Genomic DNA, 18,369 nt, shown 5'->3' on the forward strand with positions numbered 1-18,369 from the left:
TGCGTTAGGCCGGGAAGTAGATGCTGAACGTGCTCCCGCGACCGGGCTGGCTGGTGGCCGTAATCGCCCCGTCGTGGTTTGCAACGACCTTTTCGCAAATGGCCAGCCCGACGCCCGTACCGGCAAATTCGCTCTTGCCGTGCAGCCGCTGAAACACCTGAAAAATCCGGTCGAGGTATTTCTCGTCGAAGCCAATGCCATTGTCCCTTATGTCAATCCGGTGATAGTGGCGGGCACTCCGGGAAGGCTGTATAAAGGAAGGTAATTCGGCTGCGGGTAGTTGCTGACTGCTCACATGAATGTTCGGGATACTGTCGGCCTGTTGAAACTTCAGCGCGTTACTGAGCAAATTCTGGAAGAGCTGTTCCAACTGCGATTGATCGCCCTGGATAGTTGGCAGCGGATCGACCGCAACAACGGCCTCCGTTTCCTGAATAAGCAGTTCCAGGTCTGTCAGAATCGTGTTCACGACCTGGTTGAGTGGAATGAAATCGGTATTTTTCCGCTGGGTAGATATGCGGGAGAAGCTAAGCAGGTCGCGGATCAGCGTCGACATGCGGTTGGCGGCTACCTGCATTCGCTCCAGATACATGAGCCCGTCGCCCACCTGATCGCTGAACTGGTTCTTCAGCAGATCGCCAAACTGCTGGATCTTGCGGAGCGGCTCCTGCAGGTCGTGGCTGGCTACGTAGGCAAACTGCTGCAGGTTGTCGTTGGACCGGACCAGCAGCTTGTTGGTCTCTTCCAGCTCTTCGTTGATGCTTACGTACTCCGCATTCCGGGCTACCAGTTCCCTGGTTCGATGGGCCACCTGCTCCTCCAGGTCGGCAGATAGCGTTCGGTAGCGTTCTTCACTCTCACGCAGGGCCTGCTGGCTCTCCCGGCGTTCGGTAATGTTGGGACTGACCATGGCCAGACTCACAATGTCATTGGATACAGTGTCCCGAACGGCTACATTATTCCACTGGAGCCAGAACGGCTTACCCGTTTGGGTGTTCATGAAACGAATGTCGTGCGATGCGTAGCCGTCCTTTATCAGGTTAGCCAGCACCGTTCGGGCCGTGGCCCGGTCGTCGGGATGTACACAGTCCAGAATGGTTTTCCCGTCAACCGTATCCCAGCCTAGCATGGCCTTGGCCGCCGGGTTGGCGTATTGAACACGCCCGTCCAGATCGGTAAGGCCAATGAACTCGTGGCTTGCCTCCATGATGTTGATAAGCCTTTGCTGCTGCCGGGCCGCCATGGTCAGCTGTTCTTTGCTCTCTTCCACTTTTTGCCGGGCCAGCACCTGCTGCGTCACATCGGTAGCCACGACCAGTATACCTATAATGCGTTTCAGCCCCGTATGGCGATCCGTTTCCTGCTGTGGCTGGTAGGTCAGGTTCACATAGATCGTTTCCAGCTGGTTATGCCGGACAATGTTTACGGGGACTTCTTCAGCAATGTACGGCACACCGGTTGCCACTACCTCCTTTAGCAGTATATCGAAGCCCTGTCCCCGAAGTTCGGGCAGGGCTTCCAGAAGGGGCCTGCCCACCAGTTCGTCCGGTGTGCGACCCGTCAGTTCAGCATAAAACGGGTTGACCATCCAGAAGGTCAGATCAGGTTCCCGGATGATGGCAATGGCCACCGGCGACTGTTCGAACAAGGCGAGCAGCTGCAACTGGCTGGCTTCAATTTTCTGCATCGCCACGATGCGTTCAGTTACGTCGATGGCGATGTCCAGAATGGCATATACGTTGCCATCCGAATCAAAAAGCGGGGTGTAGGTGATGTTATAAAAGTTGTGCGTCATCACGCCCTGCTGTACGATGTCGACCGGTGCTCCGTAACTCTGGTACATCTTGCCCGATGTATAGACATCATCGAGAATTTGCAGGAAGGGCTGGTTTTCCAGTTCGGGCATCACCTCGGCTAAGGGCTTACCTTCAATATCAGGCCCTTTCCCGACAATGTCGATGAAAGCCTGATTGGGCATTTCAATAACCAGATTCCGCCCGACGAACAGGCCCATAGCTGCGGGGGCCGCTTTGATAACGGAGCGCACACTGGCTTCACTGGCGCGTAATTTATGTTGAATCGTAACCTGCTCGGTTACGTCGACGGCCATGTTCATAATGGCGTATACCTGCCCCTGCTTGTCGAGTAGGGGTTTGTAGGTGAAATTGAAGTAGAACGTTTGCAATTCGCCGTCTATCACCAGATCACAGCGATCGGCCGTAGCCTGATACAGTTGGCCGCTGGTATAGGCGTCATCCAGGATCTGCAGAAAAGGCTGACCGGTTAATTCGGGAAGAACCTCCGCCAGTGGTTTCCCCAGGGCACCGTCGCCTTTGCCCCAGATGTCCAGTATCCGTTTATTGGCAACCTCAATGATCAGGTCCCGTCCTACAAACAGGCAGGTCGCCACCGGCGCTTCTTCAATCAATGAACGAAACCGGGCTTCGCTGGCCTGTAGCTGCTGCAACCCCAGTTGCCGCTGTTGCCGGGCGGCCAGCTCGGGCCGAAGATCGCGATTTAGAGCAACCAGTGCGCTGGGCTGGCCGGTAATCGAATCGGTCAGGGAAAAAGCGATGGTTTCGACGGGAATGGATTCGCCGGTTTTTAGGTGAGACATGGCCAGATGACCTTCCCACTGACTGGCTGCGAGCACGGCCGGGAGAACTTCACCGACCACTTTCTGAAAATCGTCAGGTTTGAAAAAATCGCTGATTTGTTTTCTCGTCACCTCTTCCGTATCGAGCCCCAGGAGCTGTCGGCCAAAAGGATTGACATACCGAATGTGGCCATCCAGATTCGTGATGGCTACGTAATACGGCGTCTTTTCAATGATGGTGGCCAGTTGCTGAGTTTGCAGCTGAGTTTCAACGGCTTTCGTCACGTCTTCGGCCATACCCAGAAAGCGGTAAGCCTGGCCCTGCTCGTTAAAGTGGACTTTACCCTGGCTGCGAACCCAGCGCACGGGCTCACCGTTGAGCCCATTTATCCGAAACCGAATGTCGAATGCCCCGCCGGAGGAGCCTGCGAGTGCCTGCTGCCCGGCGCTTTGTACCCGTTCCCGATCGGCGGGATGCACATGGGTCAGCAACTGGGCGTAGTTGACCAGGCCCGTGGCGGGCAAGGCATAAAGCTCCCGGCAACGGTCATCTGCCTGAACGGTTAGGTTGGTCGGGTCTATTTCCCAAACGCCAATGCCCGCTGCCTGAAGAACAAGCTGCAGTTTTTCTAACTGGGCGACCCTATCCTGATCAAAAGCGTTACGCTCACCGACCATCGATTCATTTTATTTTAGCTATCAGATTAACATTAAAAAAGGGGCTCTGTTCTAAATTCTTTTTTTACCCGGAAGTAAGTACACCAAAGGGCCAACCGGACGGGTAGTGAACAGCGGGGTTTATGTTGGCAAAGCATCCTGATTTCAGGGAAAAGAAGGGTAGTTTGTGGTGAAGCGACTGGTCAGCCTTAACTTCTTCAAGCCGCTAAGCCTGAAAACCGTTTGCCGCAGCAGGCGCTTCTATTGCCCAGAGTTAACCAGTCGAATGGGTGGATAGTAGGATATGACTATATAAAGCACGAAAAGGGATTTATATATCTTTCTAACTACTAGTGGACTACAATTATAGGCATACGTTTTTAGTCAGTAGTTAAAAGTACTTAGTTGTTTTAAACTATAAAAATGAGGTCGTAGATTCCTTAAATAAACATATATTTAAACCTACAATGCGTGTGAATCAACCCTTACTGGCGTGAAAGGCTTCTTTTTTACAGAATTGCTCAATATGGTGGAGGTGCAATTCGGCTATGAGTTAGTCGATTCTCTTTTACTAACCACCGACCTGCCATCGGGTGGCAGTTATACGGCAGCCGGTTTTTACCCTTCGCAGGAAATGACGCTGCTGATTGGCAATTTAAGTCAACGGTTGAACCAGTCAGTACCTGATGTTCTTCGCCTGTTTGGGCGGCATTTGTTTCAGAGCTTCCTGCTCCATTACCAGCCGTTTATTCATGTGGCTCCCGATGCCTTTTCGTTTCTGGAGTCCGTGAACGACTACATTCATGTGGAAGTAAAAAAGCTTTACCCCGAAGTGGAGATGCCCCAGTTCACTACAACCCGGCTCAATGAGCAACGGCTGCTCATGATCTATCAGTCGAAGCGGAAAATGGCTGATCTGGCCTATGGACTAATCGAAGGGGTATTGGCGCATTATGGCGAACAGGCAGTTATTCATCAACGCTCCCTGGAGGCAGATGGCAGCCATGTGGAATTTTTAATTGTCAGGGAACGTGAATCGTAACGGCCAAAACGGATGGTGTCCACCCGGTCAAGTACGGAGTGGCTGATTACCCAGTTAGCCGGTTAGCGATGGAAGACGAAAAAAATATGAAAAATAAACGCAAATCGTTGCAGACTGCACAATAAAGAGTCCCGATAGACGTTTTAATGGTGTTATGCGTCTTTTGCCCCACCGGTCTACCCGTGGGGCTTTTTTTTGTCTTCTCAACGGCGTGCGCCCCTTCGACAAAAAGCGCTCTCGTGGCAAGGGTAGGGTAGTAAAACCGCCGGGGTTATTCTTTTACCGTTGTAAGTACTACCGACTAAACCAACCGCCCTGATGACGTATATAAAAGCCAGCCTGTCCGTCGGCCTTTTCCTGTTTCTCATTTTTCCCATCCGGGCTCAACTGATCACCGATTCCATTCTGGTTGAGAATCATTACCGGGTGTTTCATTTTAACAAACCTGCCCAACCCCTTCAAAACCCCAGCTTGATCTTTGTGCTGCATGGCTCTGGTGGGAACGGTAAGGGTATGATGAAAGCCACCGTGAATATGGACAAACAGGCGGCTGCCCGGAATGCGCTGGTCGTTTATCCGGATGCCTATCTGCGCTACTGGAATGAATGCCGGAAAGCCTCACCGGCTCAGGCAAATAAGGAGGATGTTAACGAGCAGGCTTTCTTTAGCGGAATGATCGGGTACTTCAGCCAGCACTACCAGGTGCAGAAGAAGCACGTGTTCGTGGTTGGTACATCAGGCGGAGGGCATATGGCCTATAAACTTGGTCTTACCATGCCCGATGCTTTCAAAGCCATCACAGCCATTATTGCCAACCTGCCCGACGCCGACAATATGGATTGTACACCATCGGGAAAACCCATGCCCATCATGATCGTGAATGGCACCGACGATACCACCAACCCTTACAACGGCGGAATCGTTAACCTGGGTAATAACATGACAATGGGGGGCGTTCGCTCCACAGACCAGACGCTGGCTTACTGGGCGACGCTGGCCCGCTACCAGGGCAAACCAACGGAAGAAGCCGTACCCGATGCCGACCCCAACGATGGAAAGCGCATCGAACGCTACACCTACAAGGCTAAGGGCAAGCCGGAGGTAGTTCTTCTGAAAGTGATTGGCGGGAAACACGACTATCCGAACGATATTGATGTTCATCAGGAAGCATTAACCTTTTTTATGCGCCAGATTGGCGTCAAAGCAAATTAGGGTAAAGAATAATCGACGGATACTCAGGTGAGCTTCGTCAGAATATGCATCAGTTCGTGGGGGAGAAAGGGCTTGCGGAGAAAAAAACTGAATCCCGACGACTTTACCCGATCGACCGTCTCCGAACGATCATCGGCCGACAAGGCAACCAGCGGTACACCCGGCTGAAGCTCCTGTAGTTTCTTCGACAGTTCGTAGCCATCCAGTTCGGGCATGTACAGATCCAGGCGCATAGCCTTATAAGGGGTCTGCCGGGGCGATGGAAAAATAGCCACTCGTCCGCCGTTCTTTTTAATAAAATGCGACAGGATGCGGGTGTTGATCGGGTTGTCATCAACGGCCAGGAACAACGCATCCGGGTTAAGCCGAACCGTTGTGCGGGCTGGCGTGGCCTCTGCAATCGGGAACGTTAGCCGAAACCCGAAGGTTGATCCGTTTCCTCCCTGATTTTCTACCTCCGGTTCATAATTAATCAATTCCAGTAGTTGGCGGGTAATAATCAGGCCGAGCCCGCTATCGCCATACAGTCGGTAGTGGAGGCCGAAATAAACAGGGTCGCTAAAGAGGGCAGCTCCCGATCGGTCAGACTAACCATGGTGAGGGGCAACATGTAGTTATAGTCCAATTCAGTAGTTGTATCCGGCAGGCGACAGAAATGGATCAACTCAAGTCGCAGGGCCTCATCCGGAGCGAGGGGAGTAGTAACCAGCAGGCGTTGATTAATAATCAGTTGGTTGGCGGGAATACAGCTTATTCTTCATGTCTAAATACCAATATAGAATACTGTTCAAACGACCGGTTATGTACTGACGGGTATTGGTTTTCGGAAAAAATGATACAATAACTACGGGTTTTAAGGTATATCGAGTTCGTCGCCAGTCCACGGGTCGTATCGCACCGGTTTCAAATCTTCTTATAATATAATGCCGGAAGGTGACCCCATTACCTCATTCAGAAGCCAATTCTCTAACCAACATGTGCCTGAGTAGCTTAGTCTATTGTCTGCTCTTATGTTCGACTTTTGGCGTATGATACTCATATTGGCGGCTATTGATGCAGACTTTCAGCTTCGGGAGTTTGCCTGTCCAATTAACCAGTTGGAAGTAGGATTTGACTTATTAAATGACATCGTTGCACGGGGCGATGCGTTGGTAAGCGCCTACATTGTGGATGAACAGAAATCGACATCTCTGCCACTCGAAGCGTTCGATGGCACGCATTTCTTAACGGCAGTGCAGGAGCTTCAGCGAGAATGGCAGTTTATTTTAAGTGAACCTGTCCAGACTGCCTCCAGGCTGTCTGCTTCACTCAGTCAGTGGCAGCACCAGCGAGTCCGACGCTACGACGCTCGGGTTACCATACTAAAACGGACACTCGACCGGCTTCTGAACATCCGGCAGCGGTCGCAGCATAACAAGCCCGACGAATCAGCGCTTTCTTCCGTTCAGCTCCATTATAATGACCTGATTGAGCGCTGCACGGTTCGGCTCATTAAAGCGAAGCTGCTGCATCAGATGGCGCTGGACGGGCTGAATCTTTCTGAAGACTAGATGTCATGACCCAACCGACTCATTCCAGTAGGAACGAAGCATATTGAAACCCTGGCGCCATTCGGCATAGGTTGTTGGCTTAACGATGTACGAATTGGCACAACAGGTGAAGGCGCTCACGACATCATCGGCATGATTGGATCGACTCAGCGTAATGGCTGGTATACGCTGATAGGCCGGATTCGATTTGAGATCCTGTATAACCGACAGACCTACCTGGGCAACCGGCAAGTATAAGTCAACCAGAATAAGCCGGGGCATGTCCATTTTCCGCTGGCGGCAGCTGTCCAGATAGGGTATGACCTCACGCGCTTCCGATAACCAGACCGGTTGTATAGCTGGAAACAACTGAAGCAAGGTCCAGCGTATCAGAAACCACTCGTCTGGGTTATCCTCAACGACCAGAATGACCGGCTTTGGCAAATCTGGCGTACCTGCCACAGAGTTGCTATCCGCTTCGCCCTGATAAAACGTTTCATAAACCCGGCCTTTATAAAGTGCCAGCGAACGCTCAAAGGCCTTTCGTTCGCCGTCAAAGCCCTTGTATGAGGTATCGTTATCCGACATTCGTATCGATTGCTTACTAAAACGTTCGTAAATTTCTGTTTAGGTACTTAGGTAAGTAGGACCACCGGGCTAGAGCCGCTATATCTTAAGCTGAGTTGTGTCGTTTTGAGGATGTATTTGCCAACCATCAGACCACTATGAGGTGGTAAAAAATGCTCCAAGGTAAACGCTTGCCTGCTTAATTTGCAAGCGTTTCACGCTATAGTTAGGGAACGGCTTTTTTGAAAACAACGAGTTTTTTAATTAGCTGGAAATGAGTCATTCGAGTACAACGCAGTCGGTTGGCTGGCCATAGTCCATAAGGGGGAGGCTCCATGAACTACAAGTGAAATATTGGCGGTAAAACCGGCACACAATCGCTGAATCAAACGTTATAAAAGCGGTATTTACTACCGAAGTTTGTACCATCTTTATCCATCTTCTGCCCAACCCGCTATGCTTGAACTGACGGCTCTGACTGTTTTTATCGGCTATATTGTCTACCTGCGCTACTATGCCGATCAACGGTCGAAAGCCGAAATCGAGGCCGAGCGACTGCGCGACGGGATTGACCTGTACGAAACCGATCAATACGCCAAAGCGCTCAACTACTTTGGCGACGCCCTCAAAACACGGCCTACGTCGACGGTGGCGCTCCTCTACCGGGCGCGGATCTATCGGGCGCTGGGCGATGCACAGGCGGCACTTGCCGACCTGACCCGTGCCAAAAGCTTCGACGACTCGCTGGCCGATCTACACCTCGAAAGCGGGCAGATCCACTTCGAAGCAAAGGAATACACAACGGCTTTCCAGGATTTCGACAAAGCCATTTTTCATGCGCATGGCGATGCCGCCGAGCCGTACCGCTGGCGGGGCCTGACCCGTCAGTACCTTCAGCAAGCCACCGAGGCCGAGCAGGACCTGGCTAAAGCGAAGCAGCTTGAGCAGCAGCAGCGTATCAAAGCATCGTCCGTTCTGCCGGTGGGTAAGCCCAGATTCTTTGATCGGCAGTTCTTTCAAAATGCCGGCTTAACGATCATCAGCGCCCTGATTCTGCTCTACATCATCAAAAAGAGTTCGGTGATTCACTGGCCCTATTTGTGGGCGGCTGCCTCGGCCGTCGGTATTGGATTCCTGGAGCCCCGAAAAGGGTGGGTGCTGGCGTTGCTGCGGGTCTTTGTCATTCTCTTTGGGTATTATGTTGTTGTCGGGCCAGACCCGCTGAGTACGCATCGGGAGGTGGAGGTGTTCAGTTTGTACGGTTCCGTTGGCCTGACCTTTGCCGGGAGCCTGATCGGCAGCGTTCTGCGCAAGGCATATGCCGGGTAAGGGGCGTTCGCCACGTATAAAAACACGCTCCGGTTGGGGATAAAAGCATAGATTTACAGTTGCCTGCCAACGGCATACGTGTCCGGGGAGGGCTAATGACTGATGGCGAAGGCAGACCGTTCTGCCATACAGGCCAACGGGGAAGACCTGGCGTTTGTGACGGTTAAAATCGTTGACAAAAACGGCCTGATGGTTCCCGATGCCGCTCATGCCGTAAACTTTAGCATACAGGGCGCCGGCGAAATCGTAGCCACCGACAATGGTGACCCGGCGAATCTGGTCTCCTTCGCTTCTCGGGAACGGCAGGCCTATAACGGCAGGGTGCTGGCCATCCTTCGCGCCAAAAAAGGCACCCCTGGCAAAATGATGTTGACCATTAAAGCCGCCGGTCTACAAACAACCCAACTGGAAATTCTCACAAACTGATCTTCCCGCCAATTCTGGTCAATCGAATGCGGTTTAAAGGCAGGGCTGTTAAGGTATAATCCCGAAGGGATGGCAGGAGTATAAATCCTGGTAAAACGGTAAACAATGTCTTTATTTTCATAAATGTATGGTTTGGCTTTCTTTTTTGTGTTACTTATGCAACCGATTGCATTAACGGACTCCCGCTTGCTGCGAACAGACTAAATCATCACGTACTCAAAACGCTTACCTGTGCTCACCAGAGACTCGAAACTAAATCTGATCCTGGCCGTTTTCCTCCTCTTTTCTATCACCAGCCGGGGGCAAAGCATCATGGCCGACAAATCGCCGTTTGCCGTCACAACGGCGGTGATCTACGTCGATAACGGCGAAACAGAACTTGTGAAAACAGCCGCTACGCTGCTCCAGAAGGATATTGAGCTGGTCACAGGGGCCAAACTGCCCATCGTTACGGCTATCAGCCAGCTCTCTAAAAACGTCATTGCCATCGGTACAATTCAGCAATCGCCCTTTTTGAAACAACTGATTGCCCAAGGGAAAATAAACCCGACAAGGATCAGCGGAAAATGGGAAGCCTCGCTGGTGCAAACCCTGACGAATCCGGCTAAAGGCATCCCGAACGCGCTCATCATTGCCGGTAACGACCGTCGGGGTGCCGCCTATGGTGTTTTCGAACTGTCCCGACAAATGGGTGTGTCGCCCTGGTACTGGTGGGCCGATGTGCCGGTCGAAAAGCGGAAGGAGATCTACTTTAAGCGCAACGTCACCCTGACCGATGCCCCCGGCGTAAAATACCGGGGCATTTTCCTGAATGACGAAGCTCCGGCGCTCTCGGGCTGGACCAAAGAGAAATTCGGCGGCTTCAATCACCGGTTCTACGAAAAGGTTTTTGAGCTGATTCTGCGCCTGAAAGGCAACTACATCTGGCCGGCCATGTGGGGTAACGCCTTTTATGCCGATGATTCGCTGAACATAGCCATGGCCGACAAATACGGCATTGTCATTGGCACCTCGCACCACGAACCCCTGATGCGGGCGCACGACGAATGGCGACGGGCAGGGGGTGGCCCCTGGAACTACGAAACCAACCCCGACAAGCTGCGGCAGTTTTGGCGCGACGGGATGAAGCGGGCCACCAACGAAAAAATTGTAAGCGTGGGCATGCGGGGTGATGGCGACGCGCCCATGTCGCGGGAGACGGCCACCGCCCTGCTCGAACGCATCGTGACCGACCAGCGAACGATTATCGGGGAGGTAACAGGCAAACCGGCTTCCGAAACCCCGCAGCTCTGGGCCTTGTACAAAGAGGTTCAGGAGTATTACGACAAAGGCATGCGCGTGCCCGACGATGTGACCCTCCTGCTTTGCGACGATAACTGGGGCAACCTGCGAAAACTGCCCCGGCCCGACGAAAAACCGCGTAAAGGAGGCTACGGTATCTACTACCATTTCGACTATGTGGGTGGTCCGCGCAACTACAAGTGGCTCAATACCAATCCACTGCCGCGCATCTGGGAGCAAATGAACCTGGCGTGGCAGCATAACGTGCGCGACATCTGGATTGTGAACGTGGGCGATCTTAAGCCCATGGAGTTTCCGATCTCCTTCTTTCTGGATTATGCCTGGAACCCCGAAAAGATAGATGCCAGTGACCTCACGGCGTACACGGAAAACTGGGCAGCTGCTCAGTTTGGAAAAGCCCATGCCAAAGACATCGCCTATTTGCTGGCCCGGTACGCTAAATACAACGCCCGCCGGAAACCCGAACTGCTCGATGCCAACACCTATCCCAGCCTCGACGAGTGGCAAACCGTGGTTGGTGAGTACACCGCACTCCTGACAAAAGCCGAGCAGATCAACAATGAACTCCCTGCCGCCTGCCAGGACGCCTACTTTCAGCTGGTGCTACACCCCATAAAGGCCTGCGCCAACCTGAACGACATGTACTACAACGTCGCCCTGAACAAACAGGCCTATCGCAACAAATGGAATACAACCAACGGGTTTGCCGACAAGGTAAAGCAACTGTATGCCAACGACTCATTGATCACCCGGCAGTACCATCAACTCAACAACGGCAAATGGAATCATTTGATGAGCCAGACCCATATTGGGTATACCTACTGGCAACAGCCGGAGCGTCAGAAAATGCCGTCGGTCAACTACCTGCCCGCTGATTCGGCGGTTGCTCCCAAAGCGGTTGATGCGCTGCCGGTGAGCGGCCTAAAATCGGCAGCGGGCTCCGGCTTTCACCAGGTGGCGAAAAAGGGCGTTTCGATGGACGCCGACCATTTTACGAGAGCTGTCAACACCAACGGGATCACCTGGAAAGTACTTCCCGATCATGGTCGGACGGGTTCGGCGGTCACGCCGTTTCCGGTGACGGCCGGAGCGCAGAAACCCGGGGGTAATTCACCGCACCTCGAATACGACATTCAGACGAACAGCGACGGGGAGTTTTCGATCCATGCCTACTTTTCACCTACACTGAACGTCTTTGCGTCGGAGAACGGGCTGCAATACGCGGTATCGGTCGATGGGGAAACTCCGCAAATCGTCAGTCTGAACAAGGAGGATAAAACAAGCGACAAAGGCATCTGGAATAAATGGGCGGCAGAGAACATCATTATCAAATCAACCAAACACAAAATGGCCACACCCGGAAAACATACCGTGAAGTTCTGGATGGTGAACCCTGCTGTGGTGCTGCAAAAGCTGGTGCTGGATTTCGGCGATCTGGCCCCCCGCTACCTCGGCCCCGAAGAAACGTATGGACAATCGGTGCTTAAGTGAATCACCACAGGACTTATTACTACCTACTTAACCAACCCCTCACAAAACCGTCTCCTAACGAATTACCCATGAAACGATTTCTCGTACTGTGCCTGCTGTTGGCCGCCCATCTGGTCGTACAGGCTCAAATCCGTTTGCCTAAATTGATCAGCGATGGCATGGTGCTCCAGCGCGATGCCAGTCTAAAGGTGTGGGGATGGGCCAGGCCGGGCGAAAAAATTGCCGTTCGCTTTAAAAACAAGACCTATAAAACCGCGACCGATGCCAGCGGGAAGTGGCAGGTAACGCTGCCGCCAATGCCCGCCGGTGGGCCCTTCAGCATGGACATTACGGGAAGTTCCAAACTCACGCTGAACGATATCCTGATTGGCGATGTGTGGTTTTGCAGCGGACAGAGTAACATGGTCCACCAGCTCAATATCCATGACGTGACCTATGCCAAAGAGATCAAGGAGGCCAATTTTCCCCAGATTCGGCAGTTCTGGGTACCTACCCTGACGAGCCTGCAAGGGCCGCAAGCCGATATCCCCAATGGGCAATGGAAAGCCGCCGTGGGTGATGATGTGAGGCCGTTTTCGGCGGTGGCTTACTTCTTTGCCAAAAAAATTCATCAAAAATATAACATACCGGTGGGCATCATCAACGCCAGTGTAGGCGGCACGCCCATCGAAGCCTGGACCAGCGAGGCAGGACTGGCTGAGTTTCCGGCTCTTAAAACCACCATCGGGAAGAATAAAGACACGACCTATATAAACAGCCTTAACCGCCGACCAGCCACCAGCACGGCCAACAGACCGGGCCCACCCGTCGACCTGGGGACGGCGGGCACGACAAAATGGTTCGATGTTTCGTACATGCCCAAAGGTTGGCGACCGATCAATATTCCCGGTTATTGGGAAGATCAGGGCGTAAAAGATCTGAACGGCGTCGTCTGGTACCGGCGTGAAATCGACGTGCCGGCGTCCATGACGGGCAAACCCGCGAAGGTCTTCCTGGGTCGGATCGTAGATGCCGATGAACTGTACATTAATGGAAAACAGGTTGGCCGAACGACCTACCAGTACCCGCAACGCCGGTACACAGTCCCCGCCGATCTGCTGAAAGCGGGCAAAAACGTGTTTGTTGTCCGGGTAACCAACATGGGGGGGAAAGGCGGCTTTGTTCCCGACAAGCCGTATTGCCTTTTCGCGGGTACCGATACTCTCGACCTGAAAGGAACCTGGCAGTATAAAGTAGGTACGGCCTACCGGCCCATGTCTGGTAGCTTTGGTGGCGGAATCAACGCCCAGAATCAGCCAACGGCGCTATATAATGCCATGGTTGCCCCGGAAATCGACTATGCCATCAAAGGGTTTTGCTGGTACCAGGGCGAAAGCAATGCCGGTAAGCCGGAAGAGTACGAAACCCTGCTGCCTGCCCTGATTACTGACTGGCGAAACAAATGGAAGCAAGGCCCTCTTCCGTTTCTGTACATCCAGCTACCCGGCTTTATGGAGTACAACTACCAGCCTGCCGAAAGCGGCTGGGCGGTGCTGCGGGAAGCGCAGCTCAACGCCCTGAAAATTCCCAATACGGGTATGGTGGTGGCCATTGATCTGGGCGAATGGAACGACATCCACCCCGACAATAAAAAAGATGTGGGCGAACGGCTGGCCCTGACCGCTCTGAAAACGGCCTATAAGGAAAATATCGTATCGTCCGGACCCATTTTCCAGTCGGCAGCCATTGACGGCAACAAGATCGTGATCAGCTTTACCAATACCGGCGGTGGATTGATCACCAACGATGGGGAAGACCTCGGCGAATTTGCCATTGCGGGCAGCGACAAAAAATTCGTGTGGGCTAAAGCGACAATTGAACACGGCAAGGTGGTCGTGCAGAGCGATGAGGTGCCTAACCCCATGTACGTGCGTTACGCCTGGGCCGACAACCCGGTCAATCCCAACCTGTACAACAAAGAAGGCTTACCAGCCTCGCCATTTCGAACGGATAAGTAAGTTACCCCACCCCAACCCCTCCCCTTGAAAAAAGGGGAGGGGCTCAGTAACGGGTTGCCCTCTTCTAGCCCCTCCCCTTTTTTCAAGGGGAGGGGTTGGGGTGGGGTAGAATCCCCAAGAAATTATACTACTCAGCTATCAAACGCTAAACTCCTAAACCCTCAATCAAATGTACAAATACCTGGCCTTCGGGCTGCTGATGGGCCTTTCGGGCGGGGCTGTGGCCCAGCAAACGGCCATCGACAGCAGCAAGTACCCCCGACTTAAAACGTTTACGGCTGTTCAGGATCAGGCGGAAATGATGCAGCAGCTGGGCATCAAAAAATTAAGACCCGGCCCAAGTGGCAACGAGGCTGATCCGAACCACGCCAATTACGACGAAGCCAAAGCCGAGCCCTGCCCGCAGCTGCCCGACGTGCTCACCACCCGGAACGGCAGGAAAGTAACCACCGCCGATCAATGGTGGAAGCAGCGTCGACCGGAACTGATCGAGGATTTTGAACGGGAGATGTATGGCAAAGTGCCCGCCAACCTTCCCAAAGTCAACTGGATCGTTAAAGTCACCGATAACGAATTCGTTGGTCGAATTCCCGTGATCGCCAAACAGCTGATTGGCCGGGTCGACAACAGCGCCTACCCGCTGATCAACGTAAATATCAACATGGTGCTGGTGGTACCTCAAAACGTAAAAGGCCCGGTGCCGGTCATGATGATGCTTGGCTTCCCGACTTTACCCGCCCCCGCTCAGCCGTCGCCCGCTGATCTGGAAAAGATCAACGTCGCGTTTAAGGAGATGATGATAAAAAGTAACCCGGAGATGAAAGCCATTTTTGACCGCTATCCGGCCTATGCACCCATAACGCGCCTGCCCGGGGCCAACTTCTTCGCCCCGCCACCGAATGGCGATTCACCGCCGACCGAGCAGCTGCTGGCGGCAGGCTGGGGGTATTGCACCATTGAGCCCGGCAGCATTCAGGCCGATAACGGCGCGGGGATGACCCGTGGCATCATTGGCCTGGTTAACAAAGGCCAACCCCGCAAACCCGACGATTGGGGTGCCTTACGGGCCTGGGCCTGGGGAGCTTCGCGGGCGCTGGACTATCTCGAAACCGAACCGCAGGTCAACGCCAAACAGGTGGGTGTGGAAGGGGTGTCGCGCTATGGAAAAGCCGCGCTGGTGGCCATGGCCTTCGACCAGCGGTTCGCCATGGGACTCATCGGCTCATCGGGCAAGGGCGGCACTACTTTACAACGGCGTATCTTCGGGGAAGCGGTGGAGAGCCTCGCTGGCAGCGGAGAGTACCACTGGATGGCGGGTAATTATTTAAGATACGCGGCTGCTGAGGCATCATCCGGTCCTAAAACCGGCTGCGATCTGCCCATCGATTCGCATGAGTTACTAGCCCTTTGTGCCCCGCGGCCTACGTTCGTCAGTTACGGGATTCCCGAAAAAGGCGACGCCAAATGGCTCGACCAAATGGGCAGTTACAAGGCTACCATAGCCGCCGGGCCGGTATTCAAGCTGTTAGGTGCCCGTGATCTGGGTGTGAGCAATGATTACAACACCGAAAAAATGCCGGATGTACTGACCGGCCTCACGAACGGCGAACTGGCCTGGCGACAGCACAACGGCGGCCATACCGATGCGCCTAATTTTCAATACGTCATTCCCTGGGCCAGTAAACTGTTCAACTACGAACGGGTCGCTAAATAAACGGGAGGCTGGTGGAGCACGCTGGCTCCGGACATCAGGCCGCTACGCAGCTATCAAATGCCACAACTAAAGTAGCCCGGAAAGGAATGGCCTTCCCGGGCTACTTTAGTTGTACTAGATTTATCGCCAACCTTTTAGGCCATTTTTTGGGGAGCTGATCAGTCGCCTTTGGGCATGAGTGAATAGCGGTTACGAAAGCCAAACTGGTACTTGATTCCCAGGTTGACGTTATAACTATTTGCCCCGCCATGTGCCTGAACAGTTTTGAGGGCTGGCGGATTAAACGTTTCCTGGGTGGCGGTCAGGTTGATGACATTATTGGCGCTAATTAACCGCTTGAACTCCAGGCTGGCACTGAAACGGGATGAAAACGTCCAACGCGCTGACGCATTCACTTCAGCCGAGAAAAATGATTTTATCTGGTCGTACTGACGCGAGAAGCGAGCCAGAATCACCTTATTGCCATCGGCGTCAACAGTTCCTTCTTCAAAACGATCGCCGGGAGGCCGAATAGATCGATCGAGGTTAACATTATAAGCGGCACCTGCGCCCGCATGGAGCGACAACTGCTTTGCGGGCTGCCAGAACCGGTACCGGAAAACCAGTGGAAACTGGTGGTAGTCAGTGCTTATAGTCTGCGTACTGTATCCAAAAGAGCCGGGTACCAGATACCGATAACCCGCCAATGGGCGAATAAACGATACACCGGTTTCCAGTTCATAAGGACCCCATTGATACCCAATCCGAATACCCCAGTCTCTTTTACGGGCCAGATCGCTCTGGGGAGCACTGAACCCGTCGCCTTGAACTGAAACCAGGCTCTGATACTGCTCAAAAATGGGTTTGATGTAAAAGGATTGTGTCTGCTTCCGGATGGCTCCATCAGCCAGCAAACTGTCCGTTCTTGTCGAATAGGCGTGTTGAGCAAGTGAGGGTTCATGCCCGAAGAAAACCAGGCCGATCGGTAGAAGGTATAAAATGGTTCTTATGTTCATTCTTTAGGAATTTGGGTATAGACCCTGTCGAACGTGAAACCGTTGGTACGACTGGTATTTCTTACGCTCTATATACCGGTAGCCTGGCGAGGTCAGTTCGGGTCGTACAACGCCCGGATGGCGTCATCGGTCCTGTCTTCCAGGGTCAACAACGCCTGATAAGGATCGCCCGGCAGGTGCAGCAGCTTGGCAAAGGCAGGTTCTGTCTTGAGGCCTGCCCGCTTGGACCCAATGACCTTTTCCCTGAAGTCGGGCCCCAGTAATGCCAGTAAACGGGCTTCCTGTATCATATGCCGGTAGCCATTCTGCTGTCGGGTAGGTATTGGCTGTCCAAATACTTCAACCTCATACCCATCAACCACAAAACGGGCAAGGCTGGAGGGCACGTTTCCGATATTTGTCTGGTAGCTGACGTACGGGCTGTAATGGCCGAAGTGAGTATGAGTTATGTCTAGAAAATGATTGGCGTCAGGCACTTCGCAGATGATATCCAGATCACTGCCTGGTACCGCAATATCAATCGGGTAGGTGCCAACCAGCACAGGATCGAAGGCGGCCAGGTGGTCAAGTAGACAATGTTGGAGCAGTACAGAATAAACAGCGCGTTGCTGAACGCTGCCTGATTGCAGGTGGTCGATTGTATGCCAGTTGATTAACGTCATCGTTGAGTCGGTATGAGTAATTGTACTGAGCAGGCTTTGTTGGTGTGAAGCCCACTACTATTACGTTTTAGCAGGAAGAACATCCATAAGGAAGCTCGACACATACAGGAATTAATCAGAAAGTACCCTTGCCCGGTAAAAAGCGGAGAAATCCTTAGCCTTCGCACGAAAAATACGGGCATTCGCCACCGATTATAAGCCATTCAGTTCACTAGACTTTGTTATATAGCCTCTACTGCCGAATTTTGCGGCCAAATAACTAAATGGACAGACAGGATGGTATACAGTCGCGAAGTGTGCTTTGAAGGTCCTCCCCCTTCCATCCCGGTAATTATTGAACGTGTTCGTGAGCGGACGGGTATCGAGGCTCAATACCTGTCCAGTAAATGGCTACTCGCCAACCCAGTCGACCCTAACGATGTAATCAGTCTGTACCAGGAGGGCGAAAGCAGCCTGCTGCTCCTGAACGAAGGTACGGAAACTACTCTGTTGCGGGCAACACTATATACACTTCTCGAACTTGGCGGCTATTACGAGGACTGGTTCGACTAACCTCGATGTCGACAGTAAAGCACGTGCTCACCCATGCTGCTGGCTGACTGCCATTCACTGAATACATATGTTAACGTGAATAATGGCTATATGCAGGTTAGTTTAACTGAAGATCAGAATCCAGGCTAGATCAAAAAGATTTACTCTTTTTGATCTAATCGCTGTATAACGTGGGTGATAACTGCGTATAAGCCAGATTTTAAGCTAATCAACCCATTATTCACGTTATGTTACTTCATGGCGTATGGGTAAGCCGTCGCCGGGCGGTCATACGTCAACAGGCTCATTCACTCCCGTG

Annotated in this window: 15 protein-coding genes; 9 read left to right on the top strand and 6 right to left on the bottom strand. The window is 52.8% G+C overall.

Annotation, left to right across the window (positions count from 1 at the left end):
• Positions 1 to 4: 4 nt before the first annotated feature.
• A complete protein-coding gene (locus ACYVK4_RS24675; protein ID WP_461130234.1) occupies positions 5 to 3,274 on the bottom strand; it encodes a PAS domain-containing sensor histidine kinase in 3,270 nt (1,089 codons plus the stop codon).
• Positions 3,275 to 3,746: 472 nt separating this feature from the next.
• On the opposite strand from ACYVK4_RS24675, the gene ACYVK4_RS24680 reads away from it, so the two are divergent.
• Together ACYVK4_RS24680 and ACYVK4_RS24685 are read left to right on the top strand one after the other, a co-directional pair.
• Complete coding sequence (locus ACYVK4_RS24680) at positions 3,747 to 4,295, top strand: heme NO-binding domain-containing protein (protein WP_461130235.1); 549 nt, start codon at positions 3,747 to 3,749, stop codon at positions 4,293 to 4,295.
• 318 nt (positions 4,296 to 4,613) lie between these two features.
• Positions 4,614 to 5,507 (top strand): CE1 family esterase, encoded by an 894-nt coding sequence (locus ACYVK4_RS24685; RefSeq protein ID WP_461130236.1) that lies wholly within the window; start codon positions 4,614 to 4,616, stop codon positions 5,505 to 5,507.
• A 23-nt stretch (positions 5,508 to 5,530) separates the two neighbouring features.
• Here ACYVK4_RS24685 and ACYVK4_RS24690 read toward each other — a convergent pair whose 3' ends face one another.
• Together ACYVK4_RS24690 and ACYVK4_RS24695 are read right to left on the bottom strand one after the other, a co-directional pair.
• On the bottom strand, positions 5,531 to 5,983 hold the full coding sequence (locus ACYVK4_RS24690) for a response regulator (protein WP_461130237.1): 453 nt from the start codon (positions 5,981 to 5,983) through the stop codon (positions 5,531 to 5,533).
• A gap of 23 nt (positions 5,984 to 6,006) precedes the next feature.
• On the bottom strand, positions 6,007 to 6,132 hold the full coding sequence (locus ACYVK4_RS24695; RefSeq protein WP_461130238.1) for a hypothetical protein: 126 nt from the start codon (positions 6,130 to 6,132) through the stop codon (positions 6,007 to 6,009).
• Between the two features lie 403 nt (positions 6,133 to 6,535).
• Here ACYVK4_RS24695 and ACYVK4_RS24700 point away from each other — a divergent pair, with 403 nt between their 5' ends.
• Positions 6,536 to 7,057 (top strand): hypothetical protein, encoded by a 522-nt coding sequence (locus ACYVK4_RS24700; RefSeq protein WP_461130239.1) that lies wholly within the window; start codon positions 6,536 to 6,538, stop codon positions 7,055 to 7,057.
• A 3-nt stretch (positions 7,058 to 7,060) separates the two neighbouring features.
• Here the strand turns inward: ACYVK4_RS24700 and ACYVK4_RS24705 are convergent, their stop codons facing one another.
• Positions 7,061 to 7,624, bottom strand: coding sequence for a response regulator (locus ACYVK4_RS24705; RefSeq protein WP_461130240.1), 564 nt, complete (start codon positions 7,622 to 7,624; stop codon positions 7,061 to 7,063).
• Positions 7,625 to 8,059: 435 nt separating this feature from the next.
• On the opposite strand from ACYVK4_RS24705, the gene ACYVK4_RS24710 reads away from it, so the two are divergent.
• The 5 genes from ACYVK4_RS24710 to ACYVK4_RS24730 all read left to right on the top strand — a co-directional run bounded on the left by ACYVK4_RS24710 (position 8,060) and on the right by ACYVK4_RS24730 (position 15,862).
• Entirely contained in the window at positions 8,060 to 8,932 is an 873-nt protein-coding gene (locus tag ACYVK4_RS24710) for a tetratricopeptide repeat protein (RefSeq protein ID WP_461130241.1), read from the top strand.
• Positions 8,933 to 9,034: 102 nt separating this feature from the next.
• Positions 9,035 to 9,358, top strand: coding sequence for a hypothetical protein (locus tag ACYVK4_RS24715; RefSeq protein WP_461130242.1), 324 nt, complete (start codon positions 9,035 to 9,037; stop codon positions 9,356 to 9,358).
• Between the two features lie 231 nt (positions 9,359 to 9,589).
• Positions 9,590 to 12,151, top strand: a complete 2,562-nt coding sequence (locus ACYVK4_RS24720) for a glycosyl hydrolase 115 family protein (protein WP_461130243.1) — start codon at positions 9,590 to 9,592, stop codon at positions 12,149 to 12,151.
• Positions 12,152 to 12,219: 68 nt separating this feature from the next.
• On the top strand, positions 12,220 to 14,148 hold the full coding sequence (locus tag ACYVK4_RS24725) for a sialate O-acetylesterase (RefSeq protein ID WP_461130244.1): 1,929 nt from the start codon (positions 12,220 to 12,222) through the stop codon (positions 14,146 to 14,148).
• 169 nt (positions 14,149 to 14,317) lie between these two features.
• On the top strand, positions 14,318 to 15,862 hold the full coding sequence (locus tag ACYVK4_RS24730; protein ID WP_461130245.1) for a glucuronyl esterase domain-containing protein: 1,545 nt from the start codon (positions 14,318 to 14,320) through the stop codon (positions 15,860 to 15,862).
• 158 nt (positions 15,863 to 16,020) lie between these two features.
• Here ACYVK4_RS24730 and ACYVK4_RS24735 read toward each other — a convergent pair whose 3' ends face one another.
• On the bottom strand, positions 16,021 to 16,857 hold the full coding sequence (locus ACYVK4_RS24735) for a hypothetical protein (RefSeq protein WP_461130246.1): 837 nt from the start codon (positions 16,855 to 16,857) through the stop codon (positions 16,021 to 16,023).
• A 92-nt stretch (positions 16,858 to 16,949) separates the two neighbouring features.
• Complete coding sequence (locus ACYVK4_RS24740) at positions 16,950 to 17,519, bottom strand: DUF4269 domain-containing protein (RefSeq protein WP_461130247.1); 570 nt, start codon at positions 17,517 to 17,519, stop codon at positions 16,950 to 16,952.
• A 276-nt stretch (positions 17,520 to 17,795) separates the two neighbouring features.
• Here ACYVK4_RS24740 and ACYVK4_RS24745 point away from each other — a divergent pair, with 276 nt between their 5' ends.
• On the top strand, positions 17,796 to 18,071 hold the full coding sequence (locus ACYVK4_RS24745; protein WP_461130248.1) for a hypothetical protein: 276 nt from the start codon (positions 17,796 to 17,798) through the stop codon (positions 18,069 to 18,071).
• Positions 18,072 to 18,369 lie beyond the last annotated feature (298 nt).

Source organism: Spirosoma aerophilum, from assembly GCF_054782495.1.

Coding starts and splice junctions, on each gene's coding strand:
- ACYVK4_RS24685 (WP_461130236.1), top strand. CDS start 4,614: ATGACGTATATAAAAGCCAGCCTGTCCGTCGGCCTTTTCCTGTTTCTC.
- ACYVK4_RS24705 (WP_461130240.1), bottom strand. CDS start 7,624: ATGTCGGATAACGATACCTCATACAAGGGCTTTGACGGCGAACGAAAG.
- ACYVK4_RS24700 (WP_461130239.1), top strand. CDS start 6,536: ATGATACTCATATTGGCGGCTATTGATGCAGACTTTCAGCTTCGGGAG.
- ACYVK4_RS24675 (WP_461130234.1), bottom strand. CDS start 3,274: ATGGTCGGTGAGCGTAACGCTTTTGATCAGGATAGGGTCGCCCAGTTA.
- ACYVK4_RS24715 (WP_461130242.1), top strand. CDS start 9,035: ATGGCGAAGGCAGACCGTTCTGCCATACAGGCCAACGGGGAAGACCTG.
- ACYVK4_RS24735 (WP_461130246.1), bottom strand. CDS start 16,857: ATGAACATAAGAACCATTTTATACCTTCTACCGATCGGCCTGGTTTTC.
- ACYVK4_RS24740 (WP_461130247.1), bottom strand. CDS start 17,519: ATGACGTTAATCAACTGGCATACAATCGACCACCTGCAATCAGGCAGC.
- ACYVK4_RS24710 (WP_461130241.1), top strand. CDS start 8,060: ATGCTTGAACTGACGGCTCTGACTGTTTTTATCGGCTATATTGTCTAC.
- ACYVK4_RS24730 (WP_461130245.1), top strand. CDS start 14,318: ATGTACAAATACCTGGCCTTCGGGCTGCTGATGGGCCTTTCGGGCGGG.
- ACYVK4_RS24725 (WP_461130244.1), top strand. CDS start 12,220: ATGAAACGATTTCTCGTACTGTGCCTGCTGTTGGCCGCCCATCTGGTC.
- ACYVK4_RS24745 (WP_461130248.1), top strand. CDS start 17,796: ATGGTATACAGTCGCGAAGTGTGCTTTGAAGGTCCTCCCCCTTCCATC.